Origin of the sequence: Saccharospirillum sp. (genome assembly GCF_039982735.1) — a bacterium.
Lineage (GTDB): Bacteria > Pseudomonadota > Gammaproteobacteria > Pseudomonadales > Natronospirillaceae > Saccharospirillum.
Map to the genome: position 1 here is coordinate 829,668 of NZ_JBDWXV010000011.1, position 20,242 is coordinate 849,909.

At 42.3% G+C, this 20,242-nt stretch carries 17 protein-coding genes; all 17 read right to left on the reverse strand.

The annotated features are described in order from the left end of the window. Positions 1–16: 16 nt before the first annotated feature. Complete coding sequence (locus tag ABJT94_RS12085) at positions 17–571, reverse strand: sugar transferase (RefSeq protein ID WP_348475034.1); 555 nt, start codon at positions 569–571, stop codon at positions 17–19. Positions 572–590: 19 nt separating this feature from the next. Then, entirely contained in the window at positions 591–1,532 is a 942-nt protein-coding gene (locus tag ABJT94_RS12090) for an SDR family oxidoreductase (protein WP_348475033.1), read from the reverse strand. Between the two features lies 1 nt (position 1,533). Continuing rightward, positions 1,534–2,718, reverse strand: a complete 1,185-nt coding sequence (locus ABJT94_RS12095) for a glycosyltransferase family 4 protein (RefSeq protein ID WP_348475032.1) — start codon at positions 2,716–2,718, stop codon at positions 1,534–1,536. Next, positions 2,715–4,226, reverse strand: a complete 1,512-nt coding sequence (locus ABJT94_RS12100; protein ID WP_348475031.1) for an alginate lyase family protein — start codon at positions 4,224–4,226, stop codon at positions 2,715–2,717. The genes ABJT94_RS12095 and ABJT94_RS12100 overlap by 4 nt, the downstream gene beginning before the upstream one ends. A 179-nt stretch (positions 4,227–4,405) precedes the next feature. Then, entirely contained in the window at positions 4,406–6,550 is a 2,145-nt protein-coding gene (locus ABJT94_RS12105) for a bi-domain-containing oxidoreductase (protein ID WP_348475030.1), read from the reverse strand. Between the two features lie 39 nt (positions 6,551–6,589). After that, positions 6,590–7,357, reverse strand: a complete 768-nt coding sequence (locus tag ABJT94_RS12110; RefSeq protein ID WP_348475029.1) for an AglZ/HisF2 family acetamidino modification protein — start codon at positions 7,355–7,357, stop codon at positions 6,590–6,592. A 2-nt stretch (positions 7,358–7,359) separates the two neighbouring features. After that, on the reverse strand, positions 7,360–7,974 hold the full coding sequence (hisH, locus tag ABJT94_RS12115; protein WP_348483141.1) for an imidazole glycerol phosphate synthase subunit HisH: 615 nt from the start codon (positions 7,972–7,974) through the stop codon (positions 7,360–7,362). Continuing rightward, a complete protein-coding gene (locus ABJT94_RS12120) occupies positions 7,971–9,110 on the reverse strand; it encodes an N-acetyl sugar amidotransferase (protein WP_348483142.1) in 1,140 nt (379 codons plus the stop codon). The genes hisH and ABJT94_RS12120 overlap by 4 nt, the downstream gene beginning before the upstream one ends. Beyond that, complete coding sequence (locus ABJT94_RS12125; RefSeq protein WP_348486042.1) at positions 9,107–10,249, reverse strand: hypothetical protein; 1,143 nt, start codon at positions 10,247–10,249, stop codon at positions 9,107–9,109. The genes ABJT94_RS12120 and ABJT94_RS12125 overlap by 4 nt, the downstream gene beginning before the upstream one ends. After that, positions 10,246–10,872: a CatB-related O-acetyltransferase gene (locus ABJT94_RS12130; RefSeq protein ID WP_348486041.1), complete on the reverse strand. Its 627-nt coding sequence runs from the start codon at positions 10,870–10,872 to the stop codon at positions 10,246–10,248. Before ABJT94_RS12130 ends, ABJT94_RS12125 begins: the two co-directional genes overlap by 4 nt. Next, positions 10,865–12,133: a hypothetical protein gene (locus tag ABJT94_RS12135; protein ID WP_348486040.1), complete on the reverse strand. Its 1,269-nt coding sequence runs from the start codon at positions 12,131–12,133 to the stop codon at positions 10,865–10,867. Before ABJT94_RS12135 ends, ABJT94_RS12130 begins: the two co-directional genes overlap by 8 nt. Position 12,134: 1 nt before the next feature. Further along, positions 12,135–13,385, reverse strand: coding sequence for an oligosaccharide flippase family protein (locus ABJT94_RS12140; RefSeq protein ID WP_348486039.1), 1,251 nt, complete (start codon positions 13,383–13,385; stop codon positions 12,135–12,137). A gap of 890 nt (positions 13,386–14,275) precedes the next feature. Further along, entirely contained in the window at positions 14,276–16,510 is a 2,235-nt protein-coding gene (locus ABJT94_RS12145) for an N-acetylneuraminate synthase family protein (RefSeq protein ID WP_348486038.1), read from the reverse strand. Continuing rightward, on the reverse strand, positions 16,500–17,198 hold the full coding sequence (locus tag ABJT94_RS12150; RefSeq protein ID WP_348486037.1) for an acylneuraminate cytidylyltransferase family protein: 699 nt from the start codon (positions 17,196–17,198) through the stop codon (positions 16,500–16,502). Before ABJT94_RS12150 ends, ABJT94_RS12145 begins: the two co-directional genes overlap by 11 nt. A 69-nt stretch (positions 17,199–17,267) precedes the next feature. Next, positions 17,268–18,530 carry a UDP-N-acetyl-D-mannosamine dehydrogenase gene (gene wecC / locus ABJT94_RS12155; protein WP_348475897.1) on the reverse strand — a complete coding sequence of 421 codons (1,263 nt, stop codon included), beginning with the start codon at positions 18,528–18,530 and terminating at the stop codon, positions 17,268–17,270. Then, a complete protein-coding gene (gene wecB / locus ABJT94_RS12160; RefSeq protein ID WP_348475896.1) occupies positions 18,530–19,666 on the reverse strand; it encodes a UDP-N-acetylglucosamine 2-epimerase (non-hydrolyzing) in 1,137 nt (378 codons plus the stop codon). Before wecB ends, wecC begins: the two co-directional genes overlap by 1 nt. A gap of 242 nt (positions 19,667–19,908) precedes the next feature. Then, positions 19,909–20,242 (reverse strand): cupin domain-containing protein (locus ABJT94_RS12165; RefSeq protein WP_348475895.1); only part of this gene is annotated, 334 nt, incomplete at its 5' end.

The window sequence follows — 20,242 nt, forward strand, 5'->3', positions numbered from 1 at the left end:
GGACTTATCCCTTTAATTAGCCCTTCACTCGATCCCCAGCGCCTTTGCCGGTTGCCGTCATAACGATGTATTTAAAGTAGTTCTTTAATGTCAGGTTTTCGAGCATTTTTTGGTCTGTTTCTGCCAAGAGCTCCGGAGTAGACATATCAATCTCATTAACTTGCGCCAAACCCGTAATGCCGGGCCTAGCGTCGAACACGCCTCTTCTATAACGTTCTTCAATGAGTTCAACCTGGTTATAGAGGCAAGGCCTGGGTCCCACAAGACTCATATCGCCCGTCAGCACATTCCACAATTGAGGCAGTTCGTCCAGTTTTGAGCCCCTTAGAAACCGCCCGAAAGGTGTTATAGATGAAGCACTGGCCAAATGACTAGCGACCGAAGCTGTATCTGGCTTCATTGTCCGAAATTTAACCAGAGTGAAAGGTTTTCTATGCCTACCTACCCGCTGCTGCCTAAAAATAGGGGAACCGGTATCAAACAAACCGATGAGCGTTAGTATTAAAAGCACAGGAAAACCCACTATTAGCCCCAGAAGGGAAAAAACCAGATCAAACAATCTTCTTACCATGTAAACCTCTAAACTAGGGTTACTCACCCTGTTGAAAACACCGCTGAATGCCTTGCTCTACTGATATAGGAGGTACCCAACCTAGCGTCTTTTTCGTATGACTAATATCAACCTGAAGCGAACCAAAAAGCCGGTCCGCGATGGCTTTTTTGTCCAAAAATGCGGCGGCGAGGGTAAGCCAACTCATGGGTACCGGCAACAACCTGGGGGTCTTTCCTGTAGCTCTGGTCATGAGCATTAGCAATTCAGTCGTGGATACATCCTGGTCGTCGCTGACCAAAAACGCCTGGTTGGCGGCACTGGGGTGGCTGATGCATGTAACGATCAAATTCACCAGATTTTCCAACGCCACCATACTACGCTTATTCCGTATTGCCCCCAGAGGCAAAGGCAGATTCTTGCCCGCCAATTTCATGAGGGCGGCGAAATTCGCTTTCACACCGGGGCCATAAACCAGTGGAGGCCGAATAACAACCACTTCCAGGCCAGTCTCACGCGCAACCGACAACAATCCGGCCTCCGCTTCCGCTTTCGATTGCCCATAGGCATCTTCCGGAGCGGGCGCGTCGTCGTGGCGGAATGGTCTGCCTGGTCGAGTCCCCTCGCCGTTTACCTTTATCGAACTGATAAACAGGAAGCGTTTTGCTCCAGCAGCGGCGGCCGACCGTGCCAGATTGAGGGTACCTTCGACATTGACCTCTCGAAATGCATCCAGTGCATTATCAGCGTCTTCGCTCATAACATGAACCCGCGCCGCGCAGTGAACAACCGCTTCAACACTCTTTAAAGCCTCACTCCAGTCGGTTTGGGCATTAATATATCCGACTTGGATAGGCTCTTCCGCCCGGCTTTCGCCTTGGTGCTTGCGAACAGCCCCGACTGCGTCGACCTCCCTCGCCTGAAGGTCCTGCAGCACAGCGGAGCCTAAAAAACCATTACTACCGGTGACCAATACTCTCATATCAGCCCACCGCTCCCGTTGAAATAACGTCGGTAGCCATCTTATGCATGATATTCTGCCGTGAGAACTGATTGACGAACGACGTTCGGGGGCGTGTCTCTAGGCTCAGCTTATCCAGAGCTGCCACAGCCCCATCGACATCACAAGGCGGGAATACAGCGGCATTGTCAATATACCGCTCCACGAACTCCGCAGCGTAACCACTCACGCCCGCCAGTATCGGCTTACCCATGGCTGCATATTCGAACAGCTTTGAAGGCAGCACTTTCTTGAACGCGTCGTAATCATTCAAATGCAGGAACAATACATCGGCTTGCTGATACTCAGCGATCAGTTCAGCCCGTTGCACAGGGGCGTTTATGCTGACATTGGGCGATGGTTTCGAATCCATCGCTTGTTTCAACTGAACAAGGCGCCCGCCAGCCCCGACCAATTTAAAGTTGGCCTTCCCAACTAAGCGTTCCGCGAAACCCGGAATGATACTGTGCAGCCCCTGCCCTTCGCCCATGTTTCCGGCATATAAGATCGTTGGCGGCTTGTTGGCGGGATTCGAACAATCAGCATCAGTCGGTTGTACGTGAAGGAACTCCTCATCTATACCATTGGTGAAGCTGGATAGGTTAAGTTCACCGTATCGCTCGCGAAAATAGGGAACAAAGCCTTCAGATACAACATTGATCTTGGTCGCACGACGAACGGTCCAACGCTCAACGAGGGAAAACACCGGCTTCATCACGATAGCCAACTTTCGTGGTAGCACGTCTTTGATGGTATCCACAAAGATATCGCGAATGTCCAAATAAAGGGGCAGCTTCTTGCGCTGAGCAATCCAGGCACCCAACGCGGCAGTCATTAAGCGCGATGAACTCGCGTAAACCAAGTCATACTCCTTACCAGACGCTAACATGGAGGCTTGCCGGGCGAACGACAAGAATGCCTTGGACTGATCCAACATACCACTTTGGTGTGATGGAAGCGCGATGCGATGAATGCTAACGCCATCCGCCTCTTCATACTCAAGGGCCGCGGCCGAAAAAGTAGAATATCGGTTCGGCAAAGTCGTGATTACATCCACTCGGCTACCTTTCGGTAGCTGCGCCAACAAGGCCTTGACCAAAGCCGTATTTCTGAAGGACCCTGCGGACAAGTCTGGCTGATAGTAAAAGCTTAAAAACAAGATGTTCAATTGTTACTCCATTCGAACAGGGTCGTTACTTCCCGGCCCCCAAATTCCACCACAACGCACTGGTTCTTCACTATTTCACCAAACCTCGGGTGCCAAGTTGAATCTATTACATTCAATGCCCTAGCGCCCGCAACCTTTACGGTGAGGGTTTGGCCTCCGGGCAGGGTGAGCAACAGTGAATTGGCATCAAGCGTCGCCACGGAAACAGAAGGATGGCAGTATAAGCGCGCCAATGCCCGGGTAAAGTCGCCTGACACTGTGTCTTTAACTTGGAATGTATCTGGATAAAACTGCCATTCCCTGTGATGCGTCACCTTGCCGGGCAGGCGAAGGTAGCCGGTATGACTGGCCGAAACCAGAACACGACCGCCTTGCTGGTCATTGATCTTGTTACTTGGGTATGCCCGCCGGGCCACCCGAAAGCCGCCCCAAACCTCCGATGAATTCTGGCCATCAACCTCAACGGTATTATGGGCTTCGGTACTGCGCTGCCGGTGGCGTTCCGCATCGTCGCCGTATTGGGAGGTACCTGAGTTGACCAAAACACGCTGGCCGAACAGGCTAAGCTCAAAACTTAATGTATCGGCATGGGCATGGCCGGGCTGATAGTCTGGGCCGACTTTAGCCAGGTCAAGAATGGCAAGGTGCTGACTATGGGCCTCATGGATTGTGACATAGCCACTCGCAGGGTGCTGAAGCAATGCCCACCCATTACCAGCAGAGCCATTAGCCTTTACTTCGGGCTTTGGTAGACAGCCCACTTGATGGGCGTACCGTTCAATATCGTCAAGTTCGGGCGCTATACCAAAAGCCGCATCGTTGAAAAAACCGATACCTCCGTCCGGATGGACCATACCCTGCAGCCAAGCCAAACCGCGTTCAACAACACCTTTCCACAAAGCAGCCCTCGCAACCAGTTCGGGCAGTTGGGTCACTTCGGCTAAGTGTACCAAGTCACTGATATCCCACACTAAAGTGGCATGATACATGGGCGATAGCTCAAAATGCGCGCCATCGTCCAAAAACTGCTCGGCTATCTCGTTATCGAGTATTTTCAACCCTTTGGCAAGCCAACGGTCGGCATCGGCCCCGCTCAAATAAGCCCCAACAAACACCAGCGCCTTGCCATTGGCAAACAAGTGATTGCCCAGAATATGGTATTCAAGTTGTTTTTCTAGCGCCTGAGCTTGCGTTGCCAAACTGGTCAACCAACCCACTTGCAGTTCGGATCGGCGACTGAACCACTTTACCAGATTTACCGCGCGCAGGGAGATTACGTAAGGCTCCCAACCGTTGCCTTGCATCACTGGATTGGCTTCGACCCATCGCGCTACCAGGTTTTGATTGATCTCATCCTGCTGATCGGATTTTATACTGTTCAGGTTATCAAGATAGTGCAGGTTATAGATCCAGAGCTTGGGAAATGTCGAATCATTCCAATCCGCACCGACAACCGCGCTGTGGCCCAGGAAGGTAAACCGGTTTCCATCCAGGGTCATCGGCGCCATATAGCAATCACCCGCCCATACTGAGGACCAACCTCGTGCATTGGCTGCTTCCGCTGGCCTAATATTCGGCTTCTTAAACCGATAATACAGCCTATACCCAATCTGCCCTGGCTTCAGATAACGTACGGTGTGGAACAGCTTTGTATATCGAGAAAGATTCACCTATTCCTGCCCTACCCTCAGTTAACCTGATCGCGCAGAATCTGAGCAGCTTCAATCGATACGCGAGCAACTTCAAAAATTTCATTTTCCGGAATGGGCGCGGGTAGATCCTTCTCGATAGCGGACAGAAACGCATTACAACAATCGGCCTGGCCTTTATCTTGCTTCCAAAGGTTCATTTTACTGAAGCCTGGCCACCCAAAGCCTTTCAACTTACGAAAGTTGTCCAACTGCAGCACCCGGCCAGCGGCGAAGACCTCAACCCGTTCTTTCGGGAAGCTGGATGAACCGTTTGCTAGGTAGAGAATGGTACCAAATGACCCATCGGCAAAGCCCAAGGTAATGCTGGCTTTATCTTCAGTGATTTCGACACCGGGGGAATCACCCATCCGCCGCGCCTGGACGGATACGATCTCGCTGCCCGCAAGGAATCGCATTAAATCAATGAAATGACAACCTTCACCAATAATTCGACCACCGCCGATGGCGTAGTCTTGCGTCCAATGATCGGCGGGAATGGCCCCCGCGTTCATGGTCATGATGAAAGACTTGGGTTCCTTAACAGGCTCCAACAGCGCCTTCATTTTCTGGATTTGCGGGGAAAAACGGCGGTTGAATCCCACCATTAACCGCGGGCCATTCCCACTGCCATTAGCGGCTACATAGGCTTCCTCAACACCGGCCAACTCATCAAGGCTGATCGCTAGCGGTTTTTCGACAAACACATGCTTACCGGCGGCCAACGCCCGTTTTACCATGCCGGCATGAGAGTCATGCCGGGTGACAATGGCTACCGTATTGATGGTGTCGTTTTCAAGCATGTCGTCAATATCGGTCGACGCCTCGGCAAAACCTGACTTATTACCGTGAACGACACCACTGATTCCACCCGCAGTCACCAAAGTGTGGAGCTGCGCACCCGCATTCTTGAAGGCCGGTATCAGCACCCGAGATGCGTAGTTCCCCGCCCCGACAAATCCTAATACAGGCTTACCACTCACAAACGACGTTACCCGGTTCAGTATCACGGAGCGGGTTGAGCGGCTTTCAGGTTCCGAACGATATTCGAGCAGAATACCCAAACCTGCCTTATCCGTCGTGAGAACATCATAGGCTTTGGTGGCATCTTCAAACGCGAATCGATGTGTTATCAATGGCTTAACGTTTAGCTGTCCGGACGCCATCATATCCAATACGGCTTCAAAATTGCGTTGCTGTGTCCAACGCACGAACCCATAGGGGTAATCCTGACCTTTTTCTTCATAGGCAGAATCATATCGGCCAGGACCGTACGAGCATGAGACTTGAAAGCTCAGTTCTTTCTCATAGAAATCAGCACGGTTAAGCTCCATCCCTGTTACACCAACCATAATGATGCGGCCACGCTTTCGACTCATTCTGGCGGCCTGTGTCACCGGGTCGTTTGATTTGGTTGATGCCGTGATAATAACGCCATCAACGCCCTGGCCACGACTAAAAGCCATACCGGCAGAAACAGGGTCTTCTCCTTTCCCCGGGTTGCACGTTTCCGCGCCAAACTGCCGGGCAAGCTCCAACTTGGATTCGTCAAAGTCAACCGCCAGTACCCGGCAACCATGGGCCCGCAACAGCTGCACTGTCAACAAGCCAATTAAGCCAACACCCGTTACCACAAACGCTTCACCAAGTGTCGGCATCGCCAAACGTATACCTTGCAGGCCAATACTGGCAACTACGACAAAAGCGGCAGACTCATCATCAACGGCATCTGGGATTAAGGCGCACAAATTCTTGGATACTTTGACGACATCCGCATGAGGGCCATTCGATACAACACGATCACCCACTTTAAAGCCTTCAACACCGGTTCCGACTTCAGCAATCACACCGACATTGCAATACCCTAACGGTAGCGGTTGCGCCAACTTCGACCGTACAGCATCTACTGTTGTCATTAGGCCATCGGTTTGCACCTTCTCCAACACCATCTTCACTTTTTCCGGCTGTTGGCGCGCCTTTTGTACGTAGGAGGCTTTTCCAAACCCCACAAGCATCCGCTCAGTACCGGCTGAAATTAAAGTGGTGCTGGTGCTTATCACCAGACTATTTCCTGAGACTTGTGGCGTAGGAGCCTCCGCTACCGTTGTTCCACCTTTGGCCATATCCTGCAATATCTGTTTCATGTGTTACCCAACTATGAATTGATTTACCCTTACCCAAGGTTATGACGATGAATTGAGAACCTTCTTCTCCGCAACTGACGGATAGCTTATCAGCACAGCCTTGTATACACCTTTAAAAACAAACAAGCTGCCAGCGGCTACGCCTATAACCTTGTAATCGCTAATGATTTTTTTAATATGATCCAGATGCCCCGCCCCACCCAAAACAGTGAGAGGTATATCAATTGTCTCTCTCACTTTTGATATGAGCTTTTCGTCGTATCCGCCCATTTTTCCGTCTTGGTCAATGGAGTTGATAACAACCTCCCCGGCACCAAGAGATTCAACTTCTTTGAGAAGTTTGAAAAAATCGCTTTTAACTTTTGTTTTGCCATTATAAATAAACGCATCGTAACCGCCGAACATCGTTTTGCGAACATCGAAAACCACTACCACACTTTGCCTTCCAATGGCGTCCGAAAGCTCAGTTAGTAACGACGGGTTGGTGATGGCGGCAGAACTGATTGCGATTTTTTCGACTCCGAGATTACTGATTTTTACCGCTTGCTCGACTGTTTTAATACCGCCACCATAACAGAATGGCATACGGCATTCCGTCGCAAGGTTTTCTATCATTTTGTAATCTGGGTCCCGACCTTCCTGGGAGGCATCGATATCAAGTACGATCAGTTCGTCAACAAGCTTTTCATTAAATATTTTAACCGCATTGATAGGATCACCAACATATTTAGGGTCCTTGAAGTTAACGGTTTTAACCAGCCCTTTATTTTTAACCAACAAACATGGAATGATTCTTGAGCGCAGCATAATCAAATATTCGCAAAGTTTTTAAGTAAATTCACACCGTTAGTCAGGCTTTTTTCAGGATGAAACTGAAACCCATAGATGTTGCCACGGTGGACAGCACATGAGAACTTCCCAGCATACTCTGAGGTCGCCAAAACGTCGTCATTTGACTCGCATTCAAAGAAATAAGAATGTAAGAAATAGAAACCTTGCTCGTGTTCAATATTCTCGAATATTTGAACATCTTTTTCAGGGTTCACCTGGTTCCAGCCCATGTGGGGGACCGTAGGTTTGTGTTTTAACTTAGACGCATCAATGAGCTTTACCGAGCCTGGAATCCAGTCGAGACCCTTGACTTCACCCTCCTCACTCTTCGAAGCCATCATCTGCATACCGACACAAACGCCCAAAATAGGAACTTTTTTCTCTAGAACTAACTCATCCAGTTGTCCCCGCATACCCGACTCATTTAGCTTGTCCATCGCGTAATCGAACGCACCAACACCAGGTAAGATCAACTTACTCGCTTGTTTTAATTCATCCGAAGTTTTAGCGGCGACAAACGGGATGTTAAGCCGTTTGTAGATGTTGGCAAATGCGCTGATATTACCAAGCCCATAATCTACAATAGCAATCACCTTTTACCACCTTTTTCCAAGCCAAACATCCGCATAACTTTTGCGCCAATCTCGTATACTTCTTGCTGGTTTTTATAATCGCGAAAAGTCTTGTTTGGCGCATCCATGTAGCCCTGAAGCTCTTCAACAGATATACCAAGCTTGGTAGCCACATACTCAAAGTCATGGTGTATTTCTTCTTCATCAAACGCTGGTTTCTTAAGCTTCTCGAGTGCCTCTTCACGAGTCATTTGGCCTGTTAATATCAAACTGGAGTATTGAACTTTACGGGTATCATAGCCAAACTTCTTGGGCAACCAATAACCTTCGTAAAACTTAGTGAACCGAGACTCAAAATGCTTTTGTGCGTACCTCTGGTAGCCAAAATTATCTACCAAGAACTGGGTAGCCTCTTCCTTATGGTAAGGCATGTAGTCAAGCGGTCTGATTAACTTTATCCCGCGAAAATATGGTAAGTATACTTTATGCCAGAAAATATTAGTTACCGGATAGTTTCTTAATGGTTTTTTCCCATGCTTTTTATGAATGTCTTTCAGCTGTCTCGCATCAGACTGATAATACATCCATTCCAGTGGGTTACGAACACACTCTGTAGAATAATTACCGCCAGTTAAGATATGTTTAACCTTATATTTAGAAGCAAACTTGTACATCGTAGCAAAAAAAGCATGATCTTGTGGAGTATCAATATGTGGTACTCCCGACTTGAAAAATGCTAATTGTAAATCCTTCATTTCTTCCCAGTCAATAACTTCGGTATAAAGGTCCAAGCCAAGCTTATCAACTATATGCTCAATATTATTAACTGCAGTTTGCGAATTCCAACCTGCATCAACATGAAAAACCAAAGGTCTTAGACCTAGCTTTTCTTTTGCTAAGTAAGTCAAATAAGAGCTATCTATACCACCGCTCATTCCAATAATACAATCAAACTCCTTGCCTTTCCCTTGATCTCTAATCAAAGCAGCTTTATTTTGTATTTCATCCCAACCTTTGCTATCAGTATGCCAGAATGGTTGGATATCTTTATAAAAAGTTTCGCAATGATCACAAACACCAGCTTCATTGAATACAATATTAGCATCCGTAGCATCCATCACACAATTACTACAAACCTTAAATGCCTCGTCAATCATTTATTTTTTACTCCACAAGCATTATGATTTTCATCCAAAGAAAAATAATACATGAAAAAAGGTGTTAAATAAAAGAAATCTAAATAGGTGGGGAAAAGTATTGGTTCAGAAATACTCCGCCCAATAGCCAATAGCGCTAAGACAGACATAACGAATGTTTTTATCGAGACTTTCCATACGAGGAAAAGTAATGGAGTCAAGGTGAATAACAATACAGGAATTAACCCGAAAAAGTAATGCGTTCTTACTAAAGCAATATGCGGATTACCATTGTATTGAGAATCTATAACGGTTCCTTCATAGCTACCGCCTATTACCCACTCAAGCATATCTAAATTTCCAATATAATCCATCAAAATTCTATACCTATGAGAGTCCCCTAGACCAACACTTAATTTAGTATTAGTAACTACAAAATTGAACACATCATCTATTAAAATGCCAGAAGCGATAAAAATTATAAAAAACGTAAAACTTACTAACAGCGGTGATGGTTTTTTATTAAACAACCAAGTTTTAGCATTGATTCCAAGCACAACTAAAGTAATGAGAAATGATATTACTATAGAGCCCCTACCCTCTCCATAGTAAGCGATTAATAGAACCAAAAAACATGGAAAAACCTGTAATTCATCATATTTTACATAATTTGCAATCAACAATGAAACTAGCAAAATAATTGCGTAAGACGGTATGCCGTTTTGGCTAGAGCCTTGAACTATATAAGATAGCGGCTCATCTAGACCCCAGTATTTAAATATATTATAAAAAACAAACAAAACAAACAGATAGAACAATATCTTCAAATACTTAAGATATAAAGTACCATTTTGCCCTGCTTTATAAGCAAAATAAATAGTCAGTAATTCTGTCCAAATATAAAAGTACTTCGAGAAACTTGCATTAAACGAAAGAAAGCCAGGCAACAAAACAACAATATAAAAAATAAAAAATATTATGGCTGAATTTTTAACCCTTCCTTCAATAACAAGATCAGTTACAAAAAGAAAACTTAACATGGCAGCTAAAGCTAATATCCAATATGTATTTTGGGATACAAACACCACAAACAATGCAAAAACCAAAGTAAATATTGTGACTTTTTTATAATATCCGGCTGGGGTATTTGCCATCCTCATGAATTGGAACTCTTCAACTCTTTATTCAATTCATCCAAAAACGCCCTAGGATCTTTAGCATATTGCCCTAATTTACTCAAAGTCAATTCATCTAAATCCCACCAATTTGATTTTAATAGACTATCCGCGATTTCACTTGAGAATCGCATACGAATGAGCCTGGCAGGGTTACCACCTACAATGCTATATGGTAATACATCTTTAGTCACAATAGACCCCATGCCAATAATAGAGCCTGTACCAACACAAACACCTTGTTTAATAAGTACATTACGCCCAATCCATACATCATGCTCTATTTTCGTTCTTTTTTGGGGAGCCCTTTTATGTCGCGCAAACTTTTTCTTAATAGAATCTCTATTGTCATAGAACACAGGAGAGGTTGATATCCAATCTATTGGATGAAGGCTACCACCTATTATTACGCTGTTTGCTATTGAGCAAAATCTCCCAATATCCGAATTCTGTATTTCACAATCGGAGCCCACAAATGAATACCTGTCCATCGATGAATTTATAAAAACAGTTCCATCCTCTACCTTTGACTCTCTATCCACTCGACTATTACGAGTGTTATTACCCCGTAGTTTTTTTAAAATCTTAAAATATATTAGTTTAACCATCACAAACCCCTAAACGCTCATCGAGTTGCATGCATATATATTCACTTAACTCTGTAAAACCAACAATCAGCTGATCGTTAGTAAATACAAAAGAAGGTTTAATATATTTTGTTTCCACTAAAAATTTATGACCACCAAAACTAGGGTCTACTTGGCATGTTGAGTAAAGAGAAAATTGTATTAAATTTCTTTCACTACCATAAAGGACATCAGAACAACTCTTAACAGGTCCGATATGAGCATTGAAATTTGAGGAATTAGGGTGCCATTTAATATAGAACGTGACATTTTTATACTTTCTCGCTATAACTTTATAAATGTCTAATATTTTTTGCTCATCAGCATGAACAATCCTAGGCGAGCTAGGATTCGCTTGAGATAAAAACACAACAACAAGCTCATTTCGACTAACATATTTGATTTTATTGTTACTCGTCAATTTCCTAATAGATAAAGTCAGTCCAACATTGAATTTTGAGTAGAATTGCTTTTGTGTTGACGTTAATACGTGAAATTCTGTATATGATTGATAAGGAAGGTATTTACTAATCCCATGCGCTGAGTTTACACTTTTTATTTCAGCCCGCCCTAACACTTTGTAAAACCAATAGCTTCCAATGTCATACTCGTCAGAACATTGCACAAGCTTTATATTTGTTTTCTTTAATTCTAATCCATGCCTAATTGCTGCACGATTTTCTAACCTATAAAGGCTATAATAATTCCGATCCTTTATAAACTTAAATATATCTTTAGGGACATAGCCGAACCCCGAGATAGTATATTTTTTCTTATTCCTAGCCAGATATCGAATATACTTAATCTGTCTACTAGCACTAATCGGGAATGGATAAATTAATCTCAACACATCATTATTATCGAATAATGATTCAGTATCTTCAACATACCCCCTACGAACAATTGGTGAATAATTTTTATTCGACAACTTTAACTTACCGAACAAGCGAAAAAGAGAGTGTAAAAAGAATTTCGCTATAGTTCGAAAAAGCAACTTATTACCAACTTTTCTATCAAGAAAGTCTTTACTTATCAGTAAGCTTTGAATTGAATTCCCATTTATAAAATCATCTGGATTATCTACAAACAGTGCCTTACATAAGTTATAAAATTCAGCATCAAACTTACAATAAAAATTTACCAAACCCTTTTTATGATATTTTGAATATCCAAAACTTTCGAGCTGTTCTTCGATATGCGTAACATAGCCTTCATATTGATTAAATAAGGGTATTTCCTGCATTCTATTTCTCTATCCTCTTATATTCAAACCACGGCATAGGGAAAACTCTATTAGAAAAGTACCACACCACACCAAAAAGCAAAATATTTGTAAATGCAAATGATATTGCAGCTCCTACAATTCCGAAAGAGTACACAAGAAAAATAGAAGATAAAATTGATGTCAATGATACAGAAACCGTAATTTTTGATAATAGACCAGTTTTCTCGGAGTACAGAATGTAGTTAGTTACCGTGTAGTACATACCTTGAAACATAAATCCAATCAAAATATAGGGAACTAGTAAAGAAGCATCACTAAACTCCTGAGATACAAGTATTTTCACAATCAAGTCTGATAATAAGTATAACCCAAAAGCAAAAATTACCAAGGCTATATAATAAAGGTATGTATATCTTACCATTGTCACTTTTTGCGAATGATTAGTGTCTCCTAAATTCTTAAATAGCCATGGTGCGAATACTTTGTTTACTGGTTCAATAAAGAACATAATTATACCACCAACTTGAAGAGCCACCATGAACACTCCAACCGATTCAATACCTATCAACTCAGACAGCACGATGCGATCTACTAACATAATTGTGCTACCAGCTATAGCATGTGGGAGCAAAGGCAGGCCAAATCGCAAGTGCTTATAAAGCAAGTTCTTTTTAACTACTCCCTTTAAAATTAAATTTCCTCTCTTGTATAGTAAGTAACATACTATTAAGGCTAATAAAAATGCACTTAAGTGCGCATAAAGTCGGGCGTATATACTGACTACCAAGCTTATCACTAGAATATAGGAAAATAAAACATCGCCAAATACCTGGCCAATACGTACTAATAAATACCTATAATACCTTCCATTAGCTTGAAAAAAAGACAAAAATATAAGTACGAGAGAATTAAACAAAGCAGATATCAAGGCGATTAATAAAAGCTTCTCTGGCAAATTGAAAAAAAAGCTAGCAATTGGAAAAAAAAATAGCGTAACTATTGGGAAGCTAAGTAGGGGTACGATGTATGCAGAAGCTACCAAACTTCCTTGTTCTGGGCTTTTATGAAATTGTACGGCCAAGGAACCATTTGCACTTGAGCATATCAAGATAGATAACACGTTAAATAATATTAGATATAAAGAATATTCTCCATACTGTTCTCTGGTCATATAGGTTGTCAACAATGGCAGTAATAATATTGGCGACAAACCAACTAAACCATTAGCAATTCCATATGACAAAACACTTTTATATGTAATAAATTTCATTAGTTAATTTTTCTCTTTGGTTTCAATTCCTTCTCAGGGAAAATATGATTAAAAACGACACCTAAACCAATTTTAAGATTAAGTAAACTAAAACCAAAACTAATTGAATGTGCCTTATTGGTTATCATTAAGCATGACTCCTGAATCACTTATACAAAATACCAGGTCAAGGTTTAAATCATATAGCTAACTTGGAAGTTCTTTGGACTAGCTTTCCTACTTTTACACATGTAGAAATCAATCTTTATATATCACAATACATACAACAACTCACCTTTCACAATTTTTTAAATCTATATGTCAAAGTGAGATTACTGTCTTGTATAGCAATATAGTACTAATCCTGTGCGATTCTAATAAATACTGTAATTAGAGGATAATGCACTCATCCGCTGAGCAAAATAAATTAACGCCCAAACCTTGTATGCATTAAATTTGCAACTTAGCTCTCTACCTTAGAAATTACAATCGCCATGGTATATTTAATTTTCACTGCTTATTATGTAGAAATTTCAGCTTTACGTACTTTATGAATTGAATTAAATAATTAATAGCTAAATTTTATTTATAGATCCTTAAACTTGTCTCTTTTAGATTAACTGTAGAATATGACTGTTTTGTCATACTAGCATTTACTATAGAAACAACAATCTAACCCATGAATAAAATATTCTTTATTCTATTGATTTAGCTCGTATTGTTTCAATTATTGGGGACTTTTACGAAGCCCCCAATAATTTTTTAGACAACAAATTCAAAGTATTGACTAGTAAGCACCTAATTTCAGTAAAAATAATGATTTTATAGTCTTAAAAAAGCATGCTCAGTATAAACGTTTGAATAGTCTGTCTAAACAAAAGTCCAGTGCCATAGTTGATGTGCACTATTAATCATAATTTATATTTCTCAAGATATTCCAAGGCTTTCCAGAATCCTTCGCCTCTATTTTTATGTCCTTGCCAAACTTCTGGAATAAATTGTATTTTTGGCGCGAATTCATTTAAATCTCTTGCTAATTGAGCAAAATCAACATCTCCTTTACCGACCTCTACCCCTTCACCATCAGTTCCTTCTGCGTCGACAACATGTATGTGTACGATATACTTGCCAACTTTTCTCACGAACTCAGATAACGACCAATTATAATAATTACATGCCATCTGTGTATGTGAAACATCTAAACATATTTTGGTCGAATAGCGTTCACAAAAGTCAACTATTTCGTCTGCGCTTATAAATAGATTATGGAAACTCTGGCCTCCAAAATGCCACGGAAATGGAGGCATAGTCTGTATGGCTATTTCCACACCATCCAACTCTAGTGCCTTAAGCGACTCCCCAACTCTCTCATACATTTTTTGTTTGCTTTCTGGTTTAACAAAACCAGAACTATCAAAACCACCCGCATTGATAACTACAACCGGATTTTCTGTTTTTGGAAAATACTTTTTCAAGTGTTTCGTTATTTTTATAACCTTGCTCATTTCATCTATCGACTTTTTACGATAGTCAATATCTTCTGATGCCAAATCCATAATATGATCATTAGAAAATAGCTCCGGGCTATGAACTGCAAATCCAATTTCTTGAGGCTCTGTAAAGAATTCATCTAGTTCCATTTCCATATCTTTATATGAAAGATGAAATTCTACAAAATCTAAATTTGAAAGTTGAGATAATTCAGAGTAGTCGTGATATCTTACGGGGATCCCAAACGGTCGCTTATAGTCATAGATTCGAGCTTCGATAACTTCATCCGACAAATCAGACTCATAAAAGTAGTCACCAACCTGTATATTCCTTTTAGCAACCCTGCCAATCAGCATGTAAATTGAATTAGGCTGCAAGCCTTGACCTGGACTCTTTATTTCTATCATGTCAGGAGTTATTTCTTGGCCTGACTTAATAGCTCTTGTTGCAACTAAACTTTTTGCGAGATTCTCTCTGTTTAACATTTCTCCTTGTGTTAAAACTCGTTCATCGTTAGATCCTATTGATTCTTCTATTTCACGTATTTGACGTACCATCAATGTGAATTCTTTTGGCAGTAGGCTTACTTTATGGTCATTTCCTTCTAGCGATCTATCAATTGTAAAGTGCTTCTCAATTACCTTTGCACCTAAAGCTATAGCAGCTAAAGGTACGCTTATACCTCTCTCATGCCCAGAGTATCCCACTAACCCATCACATAGATTCTTTAGACGTGGTAAGTAAGCTAGATTGACATCTTTAAATGGCGTTGGGTATGTCGAGTTGCAATGTAAAATAACGTAGTTAGCACCATGTTTATCCAAAAATGCTATACTTTGTTTTATTTCACTTTCTGTCGACATACCGGTCGAGCATATTAACGGTTTTTTCGTGTTACAGAGTGCTGCTAGTAATTCATGGTTAGTGAAATCTGCGGAAGCAACTTTATAAGCCTTCATTCCGTATTTTTCGAGAACCTCGAGACTTTTCAAATCCCAAGGTGTGCAAAGTGGCTCCATTCCTATTTTTTTACAATAGTCGAACACCTCTAGCATTTCTTCCGTACTCAAAGAAAATTTGCTAAGTAAGTCTTTAGTATATTCAGCACCGAGATCATTTGATTCTGAGTCTGTATACAACGAAGCTAAATCTCTCAATTGAAACTTAGCACAATCTGCACCAGAATCTTTTGCAAGATCAACTAGTTTCTTAGCAAGTGCCAGATCACCTTGGTGGTTATTTCCTATCTCAGCAATTATAAATGAAGGAAGATCATCAGATATTAATCTATCACCTATCCAAAACCCTTGAAATTCTCTAAGAGCAATTGACACTACTCTTCTAGCTTTATCAACTAGTGGTATCGCAATTACTTTTTCCGTTAGTTTTTTCTTAATATCTTGTTTGTTTATGTCAGAGAATACATATGAACAGTTTTTGTTCATTACAAGTTTTACAGGTATAGATAGATCTAATTCTGAAGTATTAACTAACCATCGCCTTACATCACCGTCACTCAGACTCCCCAACAATTCACCAAAGCTAGACACCACAAACAATATACGGCTTTTATTCCTATTTATTTTGTCAAGTGCATATTGCAAGGTTTCATCTTCTTGAATGATGAATCTACTAAATTTTGTCTCAATTCTCATACGTGCCTCCGGAAACCAAAATACTTTCTACTACCATCCAATCAATATAGCTATCGATTTCATAGCTCTCGCTTTCCGTCATCAAATAGAGCCCTATATTATTACCACAGAGGCGGTTCATATCTTTTTTAAGTAAATTCGTTTTAGAAATATAAATTGAACCATTCTCTTTATAACGAATGTCTTTGTCTTGTATATCCTGCCTTCTTGGTCTGTTTCTATAGTCATATTCTGCAACCGGAGCTTTATTATTCCTCCAAAGAAAATGCCAGAATTCACATACACTAAGTACGGAATCACATTTATTTTGGAAATACAACTCAATAGCATTGTCTATAGAGTTTTTACTTCTAACCGGCGATGTTGGTTGAAGAAGTACTGTCGCGTCTGGTTGATAGTTATCAAATTCTTCTAACCATTCTAAGCAGTGCAACATTGCAGACTCAGTTGTAGATGTGTCAAGTGCCAAACTGGATGGGCGAATGAATGGAACTTCAGCACCATAATCTTTAGCTATTATCGAAATTTCTTCTGAATCTGTTGTAACGACAACTCTATCAACAAAACTAGAGGCCAATGCTTGTTCAATGCTCCAAGCAATTAAAGGTTTGCCACCAATCAGTTTGATATTTTTGTTTGGTATTCCTTTAGAACCCCCGCGAGCAGGTATAATCGCTAAAGTTTGCAAAACCGCACCTCACTACTTGTTATGGTAATTTAAATTCACTAACAATCTGGATGACATAAGAAATATGTGCTAGACGATCCCTCTTGTATCAACAATATATTGACCCTCAAAATTCTGACCTTTAAGTGATTTGAAATCTGTGTGATCAACTAAAAAAGCTATGATATTCGCATTTTTCAATGCTTCGACTTTACTAACAAGTTTCACATTTGGTGGTAGGCTAGAAGGAAGCTTTTTTATGTTAGGCTCAACAATATGGACTTCACCCACATGAGAATGAGCGATTGCACTAGCTATGTTTAGAGCTGGACTTTCGCGCATATCATCTATATCTGCTTTAAACGTTATTCCAAAACATGCGACAATTACCTCCTCAATATTTGCAGACTTATTTTTCTTCACATACGCAGCAATAGCAGAATCAATTTTTTCGAGCACCCACTTCGGCTTACTATCATTCACTTCTCGTGCTGTACGAATCAATCGTGCTTCCTTGGGAGACTCGCTTACAATGAACCATGGATCAACAGCAATACAGTGGCCTCCTACTCCAGGCCCCGGTTGTAAGATGTTTACTCGAGGATGTCGATTGGATAGCCTTATTAACTCCCATACATTTATATCTAGTTTGTCACAAATAATAGAAAGTTCATTGGCAAAGGCTATATTAACATCGCGAAAACTATTTTCGGTCAACTTAGCCATCTCAGCCGTTCGAGCCGTGGTTGCAACACACTCGCCTTCCACAAAAGTCCTATAGAGCATTATAGACGCGGCCGAACACTTCGGGGTCATACCTCCAATAACACGATCATTTTGAACCAGCTCTCTCAAAACGTGTCCTGGAAGCACACGCTCAGGGCAATGAGCTATGCGGATGTCTGACTCTTCACCATTTGTTTGGGGGTACGTAAGGTCTGGCCTTGCTTCAGCGAGCCATGCAGCCATTTGTTCTGTCGTACCTACGGGTGAAGTCGATTCCAATATTACTACATCGCCTGCCTTCAATACCGGTGCTATCGACTTACTGGCTGCTTCTATGTAGCTCAGGTCAGGAATATGGTCGCCTTTAAACGGGGTGGGAACAGCGATAAGGAATGCATCCGCCGGTTCAGGCTCTGTAGTAGCTCTAAGGTACCCCTCTTTAACTGCCGCGTGAACAATCATATCTAGGTCGGGCTCTACGATGTGCACTTCGCCCTTGTTTATTGTGTCTACGGCATGTTGATTTACATCCACACCAATCACTTTAATCTTTCGGGAGGCAAATACCGCTGCCGTGGGCAGGCCAATGTAACCCAAACCAATAACCGATATAGTGTTGAAACTCATTAACTAGCTCCCTTGGATGATTGTTGTTTAAGTACCTGCATAATTCGAGCACATGCTTGGCCGTCGCCATATGGGTTATGTGCCCTGCTCATGGCCTGATAAATTGTCGAATCTGACATAAGTCGGTTGATTTCTGTTGTTATTGCATTCACATCAGTACCTACAAGCTTCACTGTACCCGCAGCCACGGCTTCCGGACGTTCCGTTGTAGTACGCATTACCAAAACCGGTTTGCCGAGTGATGGTGCTTCTTCTTGGATGCCACCGGAGTCCGTTAATATGATGTGCGACTGGTCCATAAGGTTTACGAAGGGCAGGTAATCCAACGGCTCTATCAAATGGACATTGGCAACGCCGTTGAGTAAGCGATTTACCGGCTTTTGAACATTGGGGTTCAGGTGAACCGGGTACACAACCTGGGCGTTTGGATGAGTTTCAGCGATATGTTTTAGGGCTTCACATATCCGGTCAAATCCGCCGCCAAAGCTTTCACGACGATGGCCTGTTACCAGAATCAGCTTTTTATCTGGTTGCAGGAATGGGTAATTACGCTGTAGGTCAGCCCTGAGCTTTGGCGTCGATTCAAGCTTACCCTTTACCCATAGCAGTGCATCGATCACTGTGTTACCGGTTACTGTCACGGTTTCGTCACTTACACCTTCAGCCAGTAAATTACCACGAGAGGTGTCAGTGGGTGCGAAATGATACTGGGCCAGCGCTCCGGTTAGCTTACGGTTACCCTCTTCTGGCCATGGGGAGTAGAGGTTGCCGGTTCTAAGGCCTGCCTCTACGTGCCCTACTGGAATTTGTTCATAGTATGCCGCCAAGGATGTGGCGAAGGTCGTTGCGGTGTCGCCGTGAACCAATACTACATCGGGTTTGAACTCAGCAAGTATTGGCTTAAGGCCAAGCAGTATGTTTGCTGTGACTTCGTTCAGCGACTGACCCGGCTTCATGATGTTCAGGTCATAATCCGGAGTAATCTCAAACAGAGCTAGCACTTGGTCCAGCATTTCGCGATGCTGGGCTGTTACACAGACTTTTTCATCAAAAAAAGGATCTGTTGCCAATGCATGAACCAAGGGGGCCATCTTGATTGCCTCTGGGCGTGTTCCGAATACTGTTAGTACTTTCATTATAATCTGGCCTTAAGTTGTTAATCTTGGCAATATCAACAATAAATATATAGAAGTGAATTAAATAATATTCGATTTTCCCAAACATTTACTCACCGACACTCTAATAGCCATTATTTGTTTATAGCAATTCTTTAAAAGACTTAAATAATAAAAACTGGCTATTGCACTTTTTGACAATCACTCACTGCAAATTGGAGTAACTGCTTCTGAATTAATTGCAAACCATTCAGGTCCAACACTTAGAGTCGACCATACCGGTCCGTAAACCGCACAATGTCATCCTCACCCAAATAACTACCGGTTTGCACTTCAATCAACTCCAGCGGGATCTTGCCGGGGTTTTCCAGGGCGTGCACGGTGCCAATGGGAATGTAGACCGATTCGTTCTCACTGAGCATTTGAGTCTTCTCGCCTATGGTGACGTTGGCGGTACCGCTCACCACCACCCAGTGTTCAGCGCGGTGGTGGTGCATCTGTACCGAGAGTTTTTCACCGGGTTTCACGGTAATGCGCTTTACCTGGTGGCGTTCCCCCAGGTTAATGGTTTTGTACGAGCCCCAGGGGCGGTGCACC